Origin of the sequence: Spirosoma profusum (assembly GCF_014699005.1) — a bacterium.
Classification (GTDB): Bacteria; Bacteroidota; Bacteroidia; order Cytophagales; family Spirosomataceae; genus Spirosoma; species Spirosoma profusum.
On record NZ_JACWZY010000021.1, the window covers coordinates 126649 to 141665 of the forward strand.

General features: G+C 50.9%; 13 protein-coding genes. 4 read left to right on the forward strand and 9 right to left on the reverse strand.

What is annotated here, in order from left to right:
• The first annotated feature begins 1109 nt into the window (after window positions 1-1109).
• From IC229_RS22465 to IC229_RS22475, 3 genes are all read left to right on the forward strand, one after another.
• Window positions 1110-2612 carry an IS1182 family transposase gene (locus tag IC229_RS22465; protein WP_190889269.1) on the forward strand — a complete coding sequence of 501 codons (1503 nt, stop codon included), beginning with the start codon at window positions 1110-1112 and terminating at the stop codon, window positions 2610-2612.
• 1166 nt (window positions 2613-3778) lie between these two features.
• Entirely contained in the window at window positions 3779-4072 is a 294-nt protein-coding gene (locus IC229_RS22470) for a putative quinol monooxygenase (RefSeq protein WP_190889270.1), read from the forward strand.
• Window positions 4073-4317: 245 nt separating this feature from the next.
• Window positions 4318-4668 carry a DUF983 domain-containing protein gene (locus IC229_RS22475; protein ID WP_190889271.1) on the forward strand — a complete coding sequence of 117 codons (351 nt, stop codon included), beginning with the start codon at window positions 4318-4320 and terminating at the stop codon, window positions 4666-4668.
• A gap of 162 nt (window positions 4669-4830) precedes the next feature.
• Here IC229_RS22475 and IC229_RS22480 read toward each other — a convergent pair whose 3' ends face one another.
• Window positions 4831-5538, reverse strand: a complete 708-nt coding sequence (locus tag IC229_RS22480) for a TerC family protein (RefSeq protein ID WP_190889272.1) — start codon at window positions 5536-5538, stop codon at window positions 4831-4833.
• 91 nt (window positions 5539-5629) lie between these two features.
• Window positions 5630-5983 (reverse strand): TerB family tellurite resistance protein, encoded by a 354-nt coding sequence (locus IC229_RS22485; protein WP_190889273.1) that lies wholly within the window; start codon window positions 5981-5983, stop codon window positions 5630-5632.
• Between the two features lie 102 nt (window positions 5984-6085).
• Between IC229_RS22485 and IC229_RS22490 the strand changes: the two genes are divergently transcribed.
• Window positions 6086-6310, forward strand: a complete 225-nt coding sequence (locus tag IC229_RS22490; protein WP_190889274.1) for a hypothetical protein — start codon at window positions 6086-6088, stop codon at window positions 6308-6310.
• Between the two features lie 114 nt (window positions 6311-6424).
• Here IC229_RS22490 and IC229_RS22495 read toward each other — a convergent pair whose 3' ends face one another.
• The 7 genes from IC229_RS22495 to IC229_RS22525 all read right to left on the reverse strand — a co-directional run bounded on the left by IC229_RS22495 (window position 6425) and on the right by IC229_RS22525 (window position 15007).
• Entirely contained in the window at window positions 6425-6763 is a 339-nt protein-coding gene (locus tag IC229_RS22495; protein ID WP_190889275.1) for a phosphoribosylpyrophosphate synthetase, read from the reverse strand.
• A 383-nt stretch (window positions 6764-7146) separates the two neighbouring features.
• On the reverse strand, window positions 7147-9804 hold the full coding sequence (locus IC229_RS22500) for an excinuclease ABC subunit UvrA (RefSeq protein ID WP_190889276.1): 2658 nt from the start codon (window positions 9802-9804) through the stop codon (window positions 7147-7149).
• An 814-nt stretch (window positions 9805-10618) separates the two neighbouring features.
• The gene (locus IC229_RS22505; RefSeq protein WP_190889277.1) at window positions 10619-11785 is read right to left on the reverse strand and encodes a zinc-dependent alcohol dehydrogenase; all 1167 of its coding nucleotides are present in this window, start codon (window positions 11783-11785) and stop codon (window positions 10619-10621) included.
• Complete coding sequence (locus tag IC229_RS22510; RefSeq protein WP_190889278.1) at window positions 11766-12620, reverse strand: SRPBCC family protein; 855 nt, start codon at window positions 12618-12620, stop codon at window positions 11766-11768. The genes IC229_RS22505 and IC229_RS22510 overlap by 20 nt, the downstream gene beginning before the upstream one ends.
• Before the next feature lie 24 nt (window positions 12621-12644).
• The gene (locus IC229_RS22515) at window positions 12645-13673 is read right to left on the reverse strand and encodes an L-dopachrome tautomerase-related protein (protein WP_190889279.1); all 1029 of its coding nucleotides are present in this window, start codon (window positions 13671-13673) and stop codon (window positions 12645-12647) included.
• A gap of 54 nt (window positions 13674-13727) precedes the next feature.
• Entirely contained in the window at window positions 13728-14339 is a 612-nt protein-coding gene (locus tag IC229_RS22520) for a TMEM175 family protein (protein ID WP_190889280.1), read from the reverse strand.
• 122 nt (window positions 14340-14461) lie between these two features.
• Window positions 14462-15007 carry a hypothetical protein gene (locus IC229_RS22525; RefSeq protein WP_190889281.1) on the reverse strand — a complete coding sequence of 182 codons (546 nt, stop codon included), beginning with the start codon at window positions 15005-15007 and terminating at the stop codon, window positions 14462-14464.
• Between the last annotated feature and the right edge of the window lie 10 nt (window positions 15008-15017).

Sequence of the window (15017 nt, forward strand, 5' to 3'; positions counted from 1 at the left end):
TTTCGTTGTAATACGCTAATATACATAAGCTTACCGATTTACTGTACACAGAAATCAGTAGCATACGATACGTTGTATGTTAAACTCAGCGAGACCGTCCCCGGCCCCGCTGGTCTTCAAAACCGTGCATGCCACTTTCGCGGCACACGGCTCCTCAGTGGGTTGGTAGTTGTCACCTACACCCGGTTCAACACCCCAAGTTCAGGATATTTCCCCAGACTTTGACCATGTGTGTTTGCCGCTCAAAGAACCGAAGTTCTTACAGTCCATCATCAGGGTTGCCCCTGTGATTTTAGCCATATACACGGCTACTAACTCCTAGTCACTCCAATTCACCGCGCCTACGTCAGCCTATCCCACCCATTACAGTGGGCCTTTGCTTCTTAGGCAATCCTGCCCCTTACTGGCTTGCGGTTAGCACCTACTTGACAATTTATATTGTCGAGAGCCAGTAAAGGGTTACCGCTCGGGCGGCCCCGTTCGTTCCTGATCATCGTTGGTCGAGTGGTTAGGATGATGCTATCTGCCGGGTTTGTCGGGGATGCAACTGACGGTCGGCCGCTGCCGTCGTAAGATTACCGCCAGCCCCTTATCCGTGCCATTTTGGCCACAGCCTGTTAACCTACACGGTCCGCCGTTGCGGTTGGCTGTTCCATATTAACGACAGTTGTTGTTTTACACATCTTTGCTTTCGCTATCCGTACACTCATGCTCGTCGGGGTTCGGCGTTAGGTTCACCGTTACCGTCTTTTCATCCCGCTTTACGGATTGAGGACTAGTCGCTACCGTAGGGATGACGCTGTTACTCCTGCATCTGGAGAGAGGGACTTACACCCTCACGACTATCAAGTTGTCAAAGAGGTTTCCCCTTTTGCCACCCGTCCCTGATTTCGCAATCATTTAGGGTGAACGAATCGCACAATCTCTTATATGTTAGCTAAGGTACGAAAATATTAAACTTATTACTCATGGATTATTTGTCTCAAGTAACCCTCCTGCATGAGACGATGGCATCTTCATGTATCTGCTGCAAGAAATGGGCGTGGCTGTTGCACAACTCTGCCTGTGCATAAAATGACTGAATGGGTTGAGTTTTTGTATCTTCACTTATGCAAGGCAGAAAAGACGACCACGAAAAACTCATCACCTCGTTTCAGCTCTCCGACTGTATCCCCAAGCATAACTTCTACCGTCGGCTCAAGGAGACGCTCGATCTGACGTTCCTCTATGAACATACCAAAGACTGCTATGGCTCAACAGGTAATCCCTCAATTGACCCCGTTGTCTTCTTCAAGTTTATGCTCATTGGCTACCTGGAGAATATCACCTCTGACAGAAAATTGATTCTGCATTGCTCCATGCGCATGGATATGTTGTTTTTCCTGGGTTATAACATCGATGAGCCATTGCCTTGGCATTCAACCCTGAGTCGGACCCGCCAACTTTATCCAGAAGCACTTTTTGAGTTACTATTTGACAAAGTATTCAGCCTCTGTGTGGCCCACAATATGGTAGCCGGTCGGCGGGTCGCTATCGACTCAGCTCCTGTCAAAGCGAACGCGTCGATGGAAACGCTCTTGGAAAAACACCCCCAAAGGCCAGGCCCTAAGCTGCTTCTACAGGCTGAAGATAAGAATGGGCCAGTACAACCGACCTCCAAAATTAGCCTCCGTCAGGCAGCCTCGGTGATCACGGCTGCTGATCATCAACTGAGGAGACTGGCCAAGCGCCAGCAGAATTTGCAAAGTGCGCCGACTACTCTTGGGGCCAGTAACGAAAAGGCTCAACTGCTGAGCAACAAAACCCACTACAGCCCCACCGATCCTGATGCCCGTATCTCCATCAAGCCTGGCAAAGTCCGAAAACTCAACTACAATTGTAGCCTGGCAGTGGATACGGCCGAAGGGGTTATCAGCCATGTGCAGGCCGATTTCGCCGACGGTCGCGACAGTCAGTCTCTTCCTGCTATTACCCTGAAGCTTCAGCAACGACTGATGCACAATGCGTTGCGCTTAGACGAATTATTGGCCGATACGGGCTACTCGAACGGCAGCAACTACGCCTTGCTGGAGCAGTGGAACATCACCGGCTGGATACCTGTGTTCGGTAAATATAAGCCACAGATTGACGGCTTTCCCTATGACCCAGCCACTGACCAGTTCCGTTGTCCGGCTGGGAAGCCACTGCCCTTTAAGAATTTTGATTCGCAGGCCGATGGCGGTTTGCTGAAAATCTACCGGGCGGCTTATCAGGACTGCCAACAGTGCCCGCTTAAACCCACGTGTATTCCCAACAGTAAATGCCGACAGATTACCCGCACGGCCTATGATCCCTTCTATCGCCGAGCTCTTGAGCGCCAGCAAAGTCGTCGGGGCAAGCGGATGAAACGGCTTCGCCAACAGACGGTGGAACCGGTCTTAGGCAGTTTAGTAGAGTACTATGGCTTACGAAAGATTAATGTACGGGGCAAAGCTGGAGCCCACAAGGCGATGCTGATGGCGGCTATTGCCTTCAACCTGAAGAAGTATATGAAGTTCACCCCCAAGTCCACTCTGGGCCAGGCCATAGCCCTAAAGGTGGAGGGTCATTGTCTTCTCCAGGCGCTTTTCTAGGCTTTTGCGTGCTTTTCTCAACTAAATAGGGCAGACGATGGTAGAAAATCTTATTTGCCGATCCAGATGTTGAAAAATAGGTGTGGGAAGCAGAGTTGTGCAACAGCCACGGGCGTTTAATGTGACTCAGTCTACCTTTCGTACGATTCTAGTAAATACGAAAATAAATCCATTACAAAACGACCAACTAGTAAGTTTCATGGGGGGAAAGGTCAATCAAGTACCGATTTTCGTGCTTTAAGAAGAAATGTACGATACGGCAGAAGGGCCATAAACAGTTAATATATAGAGTCTTAAACACATAACCATTTCTGTACGAGAAGATTGTCCACTCATACCTAACCAAAGTGCCAATCAATAGCAGCCCTCCACATACGAACAGTTGATCTCTGATGCAACTACAATAGTGTTGCTAATAGGCCACTGATTTTTGTAGCTTGTATGTAGTAAATAATTTATTTTCAGGATGTTACGAACGTAACTGCTGATAAGTTAGTTATCGGTCTGCAACCTAGCCAATCCTAGGGTCTTCTCCATCCCTGTCTTGCGTTCTTAGCTGTCGGTCAAGTTTTTACTTAATCCCAGCTTTGATGATCCACGTAGAGTAAAATACCTAAGTCCACCAGCAATTCGCTATGAATTGCCCTTCTCTAAAGCATAAGTTAAGCGACTGGCAAGCCAGCAATGAGCAATCATCCCGCCAACTGCTCCACGGCACTCGAAAAGGGAAAAACGGTTCGTCAGTGATGTATTAAGCTCCTGATCACCGCAATTCAGATGACGTATTTCTTTTTCCAAACAACACGATGAAACTGACGCTAAGCTTCGTTGACATTCCGTTTGCTGATCATAGCCTACTGGACTGAATGTATTCATCCGGCTAGCGACTTATAAAAGCAATCCATTTCCATTGCGTTTCGTAGTTTGGGAAGTAAAGTACGAAAATTGGATGGTGCCTGTAACAGACAAAGGCCGTTTGCCTTAATTCCATAAAATACTCCTTCTTGAGCGCTAGAAGCTTCCTGCATTGGCTTCTTTACTGTTGTGTTTCAAGGGATACAATCTATTGTCTCTATCCCATGTCTTGAATGAATGACAAAACGTATGACTAACGTCGTACCCTTGTTAACGATCATCCGTATTACAACCCTTTAGACTTATATATCATGGAAAAACTGTCATTACTGGCTCGTGTTCAAGCAAAACCTGGCCAAGAAGCTACTGTCGAGAACTTTTTGAAAGAAGCGCTGGCCCTGGCTCAACGGGAAGCGGGCACCCTTCGTTGGTATGCCTTCAAGATCAATGAGAATACGTTTGGTATTTTCGACACCTTTGCCACCGAAGACGACCGGCAAGCCCACCTGAGCGGTGAAATTGCGAAGGGGTTGCTGGCAAATGCTGACACGCTACTAAGTGTGCCCCCTGTGATCGAACACCTTGAATTGCTTGCTGTTAAGTAACTCTTATGACAGGGTGGTGACTTTCGAAGTTTGGGAAGTAAAGTATGAACGTCACTACCCTGTTACAAATCAAGCGACATGTATTTTACTCTCAAAATACCCTCGAACTTATCGTTGGTTTATCACATACTTGGCTTGATTTAAGTGAGCTTTACTAACAATCGAACACTACCTTAATCAAGAGTAAATTACTCTTGATTAAGGTAGTAGCCATATTGATCTACTTCAGGAATTGAGTAATAACCATGAATAAGGACAGCCGATTATATAGTGTTTTGTTCAACAAATGTCCCCGTTGTCACAAAGGAAATTTCTTTGTTAGCAATAGTGCTTTTTCTCGTCACTTTGATGATATGCATCCCAAATGTCCCAACTGTGGCTTCAACTTTATGCCTGAACCTGGTTTCTATTGGGCTTCTATGTTCGTTAGTTATGCCTTCTTTACCATCTGGACATTGCTGACCTTTTTAATTGTGGTTATCTGGCTCAAGGTAGATTTGAACTACTACCTGATTGGGCTAGTGCCTACCTTGATCTTATTAACACCTTTCTTCTTCCGTATGGCTCGTCGTATTTGGTTGACCATCTTTGCTTAGTATTTTCTTTGTTTAATTCAGGCCAATTCAAAAGACGCTTAAGAAGGTTTAGAAGATATAACTTTTACAAGGGTAATGTCTTGACCCCGATCATTATAGCGAGGGTTTTTATGGGGCGATTATTTTTTACTAACTATCAACACCAGTTAGTAGCATACGGCTTTATCCGTTGCCTGATTTTGGTACAGTCTTCATCTGAATGAAGTCAACCAGAAAGGAGAAGGCCATGGCAAAGTAGATATAGCCTTTAGGTATCTCGACATGCACCCCTTCGGCCACTAACGACATCCCAATAATCAGTAAAAAGCAAAGGGCCAAAATTTTGAACGATGGGTGCCGGGTAATGAACTCGCTGATGGGTTTGGCCGCCACCAGCATGATTCCAACCGACACGACAACTGCGGTGTACATTACCCAAAGCTGATCGATCATGCCCACAGCCGTAATGATAGAATCAAGGGAGAACACCAGATCCAGTAGTAGTACCTGTAGTAGTAAATCGCGAAATGACGCCTTCCTGGTATCGGGTGTGTTGGCACTATTGCCCACTTCGGCATTGTGATAAATCTCGGCGGTGCTTTTGTAGATCAGAAACAGGCCGCCAGCCAGCAGAATAAGCCCTTTCCCGTTCATATCGATGGCTGCCACCGTAAACAGGGTGGTGTTCAGTTGCATAATCCAGGCGATCAGGGTCAGCAGGCCGAGCCGCATGAGCATCGCCAGGCCAAGCCCCCAGTAGCGAAACCGGGCCTGCTGCCCAGCGGGTAATTTGCCGGCCAGAATCGAGATGAAAATAATGTTATCAATCCCCAGAATGGTTTCCAGCACTATTAGGGTCAGTAAGGGAATTAACTGGTTGATTATGTGCATGTTATGTAGTCAAGCAGGTTAGACCCAGATTGTTTTGTGACATCGAACTGAACAAGGCAGCGGCCCAACTGAAGGCGGGTAAATTACCCGCTCAGGTGCGTTGCAGTTCCCGCCAAAACTGACGAATGAAGACCCGTTCTTTCCGTGAAATCCCGTCGTGGGCCCGCGCTACGCGCAGCAGAAGACTGACGAACCGTTTTTTGGTATCCTTCGTGAGCTCGATTCGCTTGTCGGTTATCCGACACAGGCCAAAGGCAAGCGCTTCGTCGGCGGGTTCGCCCACATTGTCCCGCAGAAACAGGGCGCAAATCGCTAAATCATTATAGGGCGATTCGGCCAGCAGGTCACGAGCCACCTTCGTTTCCAGCTGGTGGAGTTGGCCGTCGAGTTTACAGAGAGCATAGACGATACTGCCTAAACCCATGGCTACATCAGGGGAATACATAATCGGTCGAGTTAAGTGGTTGGCTACTAGTCCGGATTCATCTTAGGTGGATGTTGTGCAGTGGGTTTATTAAGTTCAGGCGTAGGCCTGAGCCGTTAAGTGATGGAACACGTCGATACGGGCCGGAAACTGGAAGTTTGCTCAGTCTATCCTAAAGAGGCCAACGCTTGGCAAAACCAGATTCCCATTTTCGCATCCTTAGCCACTGCATTACTGTGCTGTAGTTGCAACACCCGAACCAGCCTGCCTACCCCGTTTGGTTCAGTGAACGTTCGAATCAACCAGCTCATCGACCAGCCTGAATCAGCCGGTGACTTTACCCGCTAAGTGAGCCGGACATTCGCCTTTTACCTGAAGTTTATCTCAATAACCGCTACAATAAGCCTGAATACCCTACTACTTGGCGTGCTGCTAGTTTATTTACAAATAGCTATGAGCGCATTAAGTTAGACCACTACCCCCCACCGTTAGCTTTTGCAACATCTCGTCGGTAACGGCATCGCTGGAGATGCCATAACCGTTGACGAGCAACCCTTTCAGGCCATAGCGTTCCGAAGAGATGGCGTACAGAATGGCCAGATCCGACGGGTCGCTGGGGCCTTCAAATCGATAGAAGCTGTCTACCGTGAACTCATCCGCAAATACTTTATACTGACCGTTGCGGCATTCAAGGCATTGTTGTAGCAAATTAAAATCTTCTACGTAGCCTTGCTTGCGTAGTTCATTCATGGTTCCTGAAAGGGTGACGTATGGGTTTTCTGCCGGGTTAAAATCTTCCATATCTGCGTACGTTTAGAGTAATCGACGGAGCAACTTGTTCAACGGATTTTCAGGCGTTTAAAAGCTGTTTTGAGTAAAAATTGGCTGTCCTATAACAAAGCAGTAACTCCTTAATTGGACGGGCACTGTACTATAGTCTAAATTGTAAAGGCAGCGTTTTTCCGGTCGCTCTCTAGTAGAAGTTAATCCCCGGCTTTCATGATGACAACGAGCGATGACGTTCTTATAAACGGATAAAAGTATGGTTTGATGAGCTTAATTAAACGATCCACAAGTTCGCTGCCGGTGTCCATCCAGATGATTTAGATAAATCATTATTTGATATCGGCTATGGGGGTTACCAGAAACTAACTTGGTAGCGAATAGACTTGTTGTGGCGTTGATTAGGGGGAAGTTGGCGCTGGCTTCAGGCTGTTCGCCAGGAAAGGTGCCGTGCGACTCGCCTTATTCCCGGCGATCTCGGCAGGTGTTCCTGCCCCAACGATCGTGCCGCCGTTATTCCCGGCTCCGGGCCCCACATCAATGACCCAATCGCACTGGGCGACCGTGCGCATATCATGCTCGACAACGATAACGGTATTACCGGCATCAACCAAGCGATTCAGCTGAACAAGAAGACGGTCGACATCACGCGGATGCAGGCCGGTGGTCGGCTCGTCCAACACGTAGAGGGTGGTGCCCCGTTGCGTACGTTGCAGTTCGGTGGCGAGCTTGATGCGCTGGGCCTCCCCACCGGAAAGCTCGGTCGCGCTTTGTCCCAGCTTGAGATAACCCAGGCCAATATCCCTCAGCGTCTCGAGGGACCGCAACACCAACGCTTCCTGGGCAAAAAACAGGCAGGCTTCGTCAACCGTCATGCCCAGCACATCCGCAATGGATTTGCCATTCCAGGTAATCGCCAGCGTCTTTTCGTTATAGCGGGTGCCATGACAGGTCGGACAGGGGGCATACACGCTCGGCATGAACAGCAGCTCAATGCTGACCTGGCCTTCTCCCTCACAGGTTGGGCACCGCCCTTTGGCGACGTTGAAGGAAAAGCGGCCGGCATCGAAGTGTCGCCTACGGGCCTCCGGCGTGGCGGCAAAGAGTTTTCTGACCTGATCAAAAAGGCCGGTATAGGTGGCCAGGTTAGAGCGTGGTGTTCGTCCGATTGGTTTTTGATCCACCTCAACAAGTCGCTGTATGGCCTCGACATCGCCCCCCAGTCGACCGATGGTTTTTTCGGCCGGGGCTTCGTCAAGCGCATCTTCCTCGGCCTCTTCCCGGCTCATACCCAGGTGCGCTGCCACCAGATCCAGCAGCGACTGGCTCACCAGACTGGATTTACCGGACCCCGAGACACCGGTCACGGCGGTAAAGCAACCCAGCGGAAACGAAACATGAACGCCCTTGAGATTATTTCGTCGGACTCCTTCCAGGCCTAGCCAGCCTTTTGGGGGACGGTTGGGGGATGCCAGCCGGGCTGTTTCCTCAAACAGGTAGGGCCTGGTGCGGGACTCGCTGACTTCCCTAAGGCCTTGTGGTTCTCCACTGTAGAGGATCCGTCCGCCCGCGCTGCCCGCTTCAGGACCAACATCAACGAGCCAATCGGCACGGCGCATCAGCTCCACGTCGTGTTCGACCACGAAAAGCGAGTTGCCCGACGCTTTGAGCCTGTCCAGTGCGTCGAAGAGCGCGTGGCCATCGGCCGGGTGTAGCCCGGCAGTCGGCTCGTCCAGCACATAGATGACCCCAAAGAGCTGGGAGCAGAGCTGAGTGGCCAGCCGCAGCCGCTGCAACTCACCGGATGAGCAGGTGGGGGTGCTGCGGTCAAGCGACAGGTAACCAAGGCCAAGCTCGATGAGCGTGGTCAGGCGATCCAGCAGATCACCGCACAGGCGCTGGGCAGCAATGCGCTTTTCAGGCGAGAGATCATCCGTACGGCGCACATCAGGAGCGCCCTTATGCGCCGAGCCACCTGCCTGCTGGCGCTTATCCAGCGCAGCTTTTGCCGCCTGGCGACTCACCAGCGACGTTGACGGATTTATGTCGGAGGCAAACTCGCCATTTGCTGCCGGCCGGATAACGGTTGCCAGTTGGTCCAGGGAGAGGTGCGAGAGATCGGCGATGTCGTAGCCGGCAAAGGTAACCGAAAGTGCCTCGGGCTTTAAGCGCTTGCCCTTGCATACCGGGCAGGGGCTACTGATCATAAACTGCAACACGCGTTTGCGCATGGCTGCACTTTCCGTATTGGCCAGCGTGTGCTCCAGATTTCGCCGGGCGCTGCTGAAGGTTCCCTGATAGCTCGGTTCCATCTTTAGTCGCTGAGCCTGACGCGTTTCGGCTGGGGTGAGGCCTGCATAGACAGGAACCGTCGGCTGCTCGTCCGTAAAGAGAATCCACTGTCGATCGGTTTTGGGCAGGTCTTTCCAGGGTAGGTCGATGTCATAGCCCAGTGAGACTAGAATGTCGCGCAGGTTCTGACCACCCCAGGCCGTGGGCCAGGCGGCAATGGCCCGCTGGCGGATGGTCAGCGACGGATCTGGCACCATCGACTCTTCCGTCATGGTGTGCACCCGGCCCATACCCTGACAGCGGGGACAAGCCCCTTGCGGGGTGTTGAAGGAAAAATCCTCGGCATAGAGCATCGTCTGGCGGGGGGGGTATGTACCCACGCGCGAGTAGAGCAGGCGCACCAGGCTCGACAGGGTCGTCAGACTACCTACCGTCGAGCGGGCATTGGGCGTGCCGCGTTGTTGCTGTAGGGCGACGGCGGGTGGCAGGCCGTCAATGGCATCGACATCCGGCACGCCGACCTGATCGATCAGCCGTCTGGCATACGGGGAAACCGATTCAAGATACCGTCGCTGTGCTTCGGCAAAGAGGGTGCCGAAGGCAAGGGACGACTTGCCCGAACCGGAGACACCGCTGAAAACCACCAGCTGATTTCGTGGTATTGAGACGTCGATATTTTTGAGGTTGTGCTCACGTGCCCCCCGTACGCGGACATATCCGGATGCGGCTTTATCGTCCTGGTCGTTGGCGTTTGTTCGTCGAGCCATGCTAAAAAAAAATACTTAAAGAGATTGCTATAAAATGGCAACATGTACACTTTTTCGTTAACCTCGTTAGGCAAACAAAGTTGGTTTTCTGCCCATGCGCCCACGTATTGAGCGAGGCTAACAACCCTACTGGGTACGCAGGTCTTTGCTACCAAACGGGCCACCGTGCGGTTCCCCGCGTCGCTCCGGCGCACCGGCGGCCGGGACATGGCCAAAGATAAAATAGGCGTCTTTAAGTCGCTTTTTTTGTTCAATTTCAACGCGGACAAGGATAGTCAGTGGGCAAGCAATTTTTATCTTGGTCTCCCTGAAGACAACTGAGTGACAAACTAGCCGGATTGACGAGCTGACAACAGTAGCCCGGTATTGATCCTGAACGAATCGCAGTGGCAGTCGTCTCCTTTGGAGGCATACTCAGGTTGTTACTAGCGGCTCCGCCGGTGAGTATTCGGGCCGTAGTTGACTTTGCGGGTGGAGCCATGAACTGAGACCAAGCCGAATCGTTGCGCCAGTGGCTGAAATAAGTCGTGGCTCTCTTACACAAGAAGAAAATAATACCATTTAAATAACAAATTCATGAGCATTCCTTCGTCTCATTTGGTACACTTTTTAAGATTGTATAAGTGATTGATCAAGTGCTGTTTACACGTTTTTAATACAAGCTAATAAGTAGGAGCTTTTTCCTGCTGCACTGGCGAACCGGTCAAGAGGACAAAGCCTGATCTTACTAAAAACGGTAAACAGCTTCGTGAGTTTAGACGTGAGGCTGGTCAAGCGGATGGAAACCCAACGTCTTGACCAGCCGTCCAATCCCCTATTGTGGCGCAAAAACAACCCGCATCGTTTCTTTCTTGTTGAATAGATCGTAGCCTTTCATGCCCTCATCGAGCGACATTTTGTGCGTCAGCATGAAGCCTGAATTTAGCTCCCCTTTTTGCAGATGTTCCAACAACCGGGGAATATACCGCTGCCCATGTTGCTGACCCATTCGGAAGGTCAGGGCTTTGTTCATGGCCGCACCCATCGGGATGCTGTCTACCAAGCCGCCATAAACGCCAATAATCGAGACGGTTCCGCCTTTCCGACAGGCCAGGATGGCTTCCCTCAGCACGATCGGCCGATCGGATTCCAGCCGGACAAACTGCTTGGTTTTGTCATAATAATAATCCAGCCCTTCGCTGACCGCTTCCATGCCCACGCAGTCGATGCAGCGGTCGGGGCCACGCCCGCCGGTCATCTCCCGCAACGCTTCCTGAATATCGACTTTCGAGAAATCCAGCACTTCGGCTCCGCTGATGTCTTTCGCCATTCGCAGCCGATCGGGTTCACGGTCGATGGCAATCACGCGGGACGCACCCAGCAGAAAAGCACTTTGAATGGCCATCTGACCAACCCCTCCGCATCCCCATATGGCCACTATGTTGCCCGGCTGGATGTCGGCTAAATCCGCAGCCATAAAGCCCGTCGGGAGGGCATCCGATGCAAACACAGCGGCTTCGTCAGCCAACCCTTCGGGAATGACAAAGCAGCCCCGGTCGGCATACGGTACGCGAATGAAGTCGGCATGCGAACCGGCATAACCGCCAAACGCGTGGGAGTACCCGAAGATCCCGGCCGGCGAATCGCCATACGCTTTTTCCGGTATCCAGGCGTTGGGATTGGAGTTGTCGCAGAGCGACCATTGCGTACTCTGGCAATATTGGCACTCGCCACAGCCCAGAATCGAGCACACCACGACGCGGTCGCCTTTTTTCAGCTTCTTTACCTCGGAGCCTATCTCGATGACTTCGCCCATAAACTCATGGCCAATGATGTCGCCTTCGCGCATGGTTGGCACGTAGCCGTTGAGCAGGTGCAGGTCGGAGCCACATACCGAGGACAGAATAACCCGCAGAATTGCATCTTTGGGGTTGATGATTGTCGGGTCGGCAACCCGCTCTGTGCGCAGGTCGCCAACACCGTTATAACATAGCGCTTTCATGTTTTTCGTCTGCTTTAGCGTGTTCAGATACAGGTTTCTTACCGGATTGTTGCTCACTTTTTCGACCGGACGGCTGCCCGTCGATGGTCGTGATTTCGCCGGTTTCCAGCAATTGCTTGAACCGGCGTAGATCCTGTTTGATCATCTCCTCAAAAGCTGGGTTAAACAGTTTCATGATCGCACTGCCCAGTTGCCCGGCTGGTGGCCGGTACTTGATCACCGCGTGAACTTCCGTACCCTGACCATTGGGCGCATCGATAAACCGGACTTCGCCCGCGTTGTCAATCCGGGCATCGGCGAGGGATTTCCAGACCAATCTTTCGTTTTTCACCTCCTCAAGAATCTGGGCATCCCACTCCACCGTTCCCAGCGTTTTAGCGAGGAGACCATCCGAGAGCTTCGCTACCCAATGCGACCGTTTGTTGTCAAGTTGTCGAACTTCGCTCAGATGAAACATAAACCGGGGCAGGTTCTCCAGTTGCCGCCAGTAGGCGTATACCACTTCGCGCGGTTTGTTGATCGTCAGGCTTTTGACGATTTCAACCGAATCCACCGCCCTATCTTCGGCCTTCGGCTCGGCCGTATTTCGCCCCAGCGCCTGGTTCATGGGGCAATAGCCCGACGCCCCCCGGTAGACCATAAATCCGCCCAGCGTGGCCAGTAATAGCCCGCCAAACGAACCCCGTCGTAAGCCGTACGTCGCTAACAGCGCTCCACCAGCCGCCGACCAGATTCGCTCCGTATCGTCAACATTAATTCGACTGGAACCGCTGACGTCCGGTTCAATGGGTCCCATGCCCAGTACACGCGACACGGGCTGCTTTTTGTTTGCCATAGTTTTAGGGAGATATAAGGTTTGTTAAGCAGGCAACTTCATTCGGTAAATGGCATAGGGTGTTGTTCGTTTGTTTTCGCCTTCGTTGTAATCGGGCTGCTTATTGATCTGGGAGCAACTGATGTACAAATAGTCGTCCGTCGAGATGGAATAACTATCCGGCCAGATCAGCCTTTCATCGGCCACGACGTCTTCCAGCTTGTGCGCAGGCGTTAGTCGGACCAGTTTGTAGTTTTGGTAATCGCCCAGGTAGAGGTTGCCGTTTGTGTCGAAGATCATCCCGTCCGTAACGGCAACCCTGCCCAAGTCTTCCACCGCAGCCTCCCGTTGATCGTCCGAAAAGGCTTCGTCACGCAAATAATCCGTTCGAATGCGGTAGAGGTTATTGTCGGTGAGCGGTTTATAATACAGCCATTCGCCATCCGGCGTTAAGGCAATGCCATCGGATTGAAGGTGTACCGGCTGCCCCTGCTTTTTAAATTCCTTCCCGTCTACGATCAGAGTAAAGGAAGGGTCGTGTTTCACCGAAGGATGATGGTGCAATACCTGCCGGCTAGTTCCTGTTTCCAGATTAACCACCACAATGCCCCCTTCATTGGAATTGGTTAAATACGCTACTCTTCTACGGGTATCGACCCGCACATCGTTGATATAGCTTTTGTTACTCAGTATGCCCTCAAACCGGTACACGTCTTCGATGGTATCGGTGGCCAGGTTGAACTTGACTAGCTTAAAACTAGTATCATACACCTGTTCCATGTTCGGGCAGGCCGGGTCCACCACCCACAGGTAGTTCTCCGCATCAACGTACACGGCCTGCACACAAACCCATTTATTTTTTCCATTATCCCCTTCCTGCCAGCTGTTCCATTGTTCGTCCGGATACGGTTTCACCCGGTTATTGGGGAAGATTTCGACTACACTGTATTGGTGTGGTCCGGGCCATAACGGATAACAGCTAAACAAACGCCCGTCTTTTGCGATCGCCACACCGGTTAACTGGTAGGTATCGTCTGAAAACACTTCGTCAAGTTGATTGTTGCGTGTACTCATGATCGGTAAGTTTAAATGCGTTGCCAATAAATGCGTTCCTACCCCTGCTTTTTCTTACTTACTTTTTGCCTTTTTCTCACTTGCCCGTGGTAAGGCAAAATAGATGTATAGCAGTAAAACAGGCACAATGCTAAAGGGTACACTCCACCAACAAATGAGTAAGGCAACCAGGTGCAGCGCAGGGGCAATGGCATATTCCTTGGTTAACCGACGAATGAGCCGTCTATCTGTACCTTCTTCTAGAAGTTCGGGCTTTTTAATAGCGTACCACCAGGTGCAGTTATAAAAAAGTGTCATCAACACCAAGGTCGCATGATAGATCAAGGCTGCCGTTTGCTCGTCTGGTTTGCCAACATGCCTGGCCAACAAGCCGGTGGTAAACGACTGAAGTGTTACGAAGATTAAAAACAAACTATTTAGAATCAGGAGGTACTGGTCCGTCTGCTTTAAATAAATAAACATGTTGTGATGGTTGGACCAGGCAATGCATATAAACAGGAAGGAAGCAGCGAATGCAGCATAATGAGGCCACTGGTTGGCGATGGCTTGCAGCAAACCTGTATCGGTCTCTGGTTTGGGCAGTTCGGTAGCTAGTAATGTTGCTGCAATCGCTAAGACAGCGTCACTAAAATATTCAAGCCGATCGGTTGGCCGATGATTGTGCATAAGACGGGTTTAAAATCACTTTCCTTTGTAATAGAAGCCATCAAAAATGGATCAACCCAAACGTTGTTCAGGTACTACCAACTTTCGGGTTGATACAATCAAGGCTACCCTCTAGGTAAAAACTATTTACGCTTGTTTTTCTTTTTCAGCAGCAGCAGGCCAGCCGTGATCAGCAAGGCCGTAGTCGCGGCCTTGCTGATAAACGCAGGGCGGTTGTGTTTCCATTCCGCTCGCCAGCCCCTCTCAATCCAGGGGTTGGGAAGAATGCCGTGCGTTAAGTCACTCAGCTTTCCCTCAATGACGTTGATCCGGTCGGCTAGTATCAGCGTCATCCAGTGCGTGGCGGTCGCTTCACTAAACTGATAGGCATAACGACGGACAGCCCCGCTGAGACCGGAAGGCGGTGTTGAGTTGCCAAAGACCCGGGTAATGCCTGGTCGCTCCACCGAATGCAAGACCTCCATGTCGATGGGCTGCTGGGGGGCTTTTTCATAATTGAGTCGCTCGTGGTCCGCACCGTTCCAATGCTTCATGGGGTAGGTGGGGTCATTTTCCGGATCGGCATCCATGCCCCAGCCGGGTATGTCTTTGGTGCGGGTATCCAGGTTTCGATCCGCAATAATCCGGTCCTGAAATTCGGCTATTGTGTTTTCTAATTCGTTTTGCATATAAGAGTAA

Excerpts from the sequence above, each read along its gene's own strand:
- IC229_RS22475 (WP_190889271.1), top strand. The coding sequence starts at position 4,318 with ATGAATAAGGACAGCCGATTATATAGTGTTTTGTTCAACAAATGTCCC.
- IC229_RS22505 (WP_190889277.1), bottom strand. The coding sequence starts at position 11,785 with ATGAAAGCGCTATGTTATAACGGTGTTGGCGACCTGCGCACAGAGCGG.
- IC229_RS22480 (WP_190889272.1), bottom strand. The coding sequence starts at position 5,538 with ATGCACATAATCAACCAGTTAATTCCCTTACTGACCCTAATAGTGCTG.
- IC229_RS22485 (WP_190889273.1), bottom strand. The coding sequence starts at position 5,983 with ATGTATTCCCCTGATGTAGCCATGGGTTTAGGCAGTATCGTCTATGCT.
- IC229_RS22495 (WP_190889275.1), bottom strand. The coding sequence starts at position 6,763 with ATGGAAGATTTTAACCCGGCAGAAAACCCATACGTCACCCTTTCAGGA.
- IC229_RS22510 (WP_190889278.1), bottom strand. The coding sequence starts at position 12,620 with ATGGCAAACAAAAAGCAGCCCGTGTCGCGTGTACTGGGCATGGGACCC.
- IC229_RS22500 (WP_190889276.1), bottom strand. The coding sequence starts at position 9,804 with ATGGCTCGACGAACAAACGCCAACGACCAGGACGATAAAGCCGCATCC.
- IC229_RS22515 (WP_190889279.1), bottom strand. The coding sequence starts at position 13,673 with ATGAGTACACGCAACAATCAACTTGACGAAGTGTTTTCAGACGATACC.
- IC229_RS22520 (WP_190889280.1), bottom strand. The coding sequence starts at position 14,339 with ATGCACAATCATCGGCCAACCGATCGGCTTGAATATTTTAGTGACGCT.
- IC229_RS22525 (WP_190889281.1), bottom strand. The coding sequence starts at position 15,007 with ATGCAAAACGAATTAGAAAACACAATAGCCGAATTTCAGGACCGGATT.
- IC229_RS22490 (WP_190889274.1), top strand. The coding sequence starts at position 6,086 with ATGGAACACGTCGATACGGGCCGGAAACTGGAAGTTTGCTCAGTCTAT.
- IC229_RS22465 (WP_190889269.1), top strand. The coding sequence starts at position 1,110 with ATGCAAGGCAGAAAAGACGACCACGAAAAACTCATCACCTCGTTTCAG.
- IC229_RS22470 (WP_190889270.1), top strand. The coding sequence starts at position 3,779 with ATGGAAAAACTGTCATTACTGGCTCGTGTTCAAGCAAAACCTGGCCAA.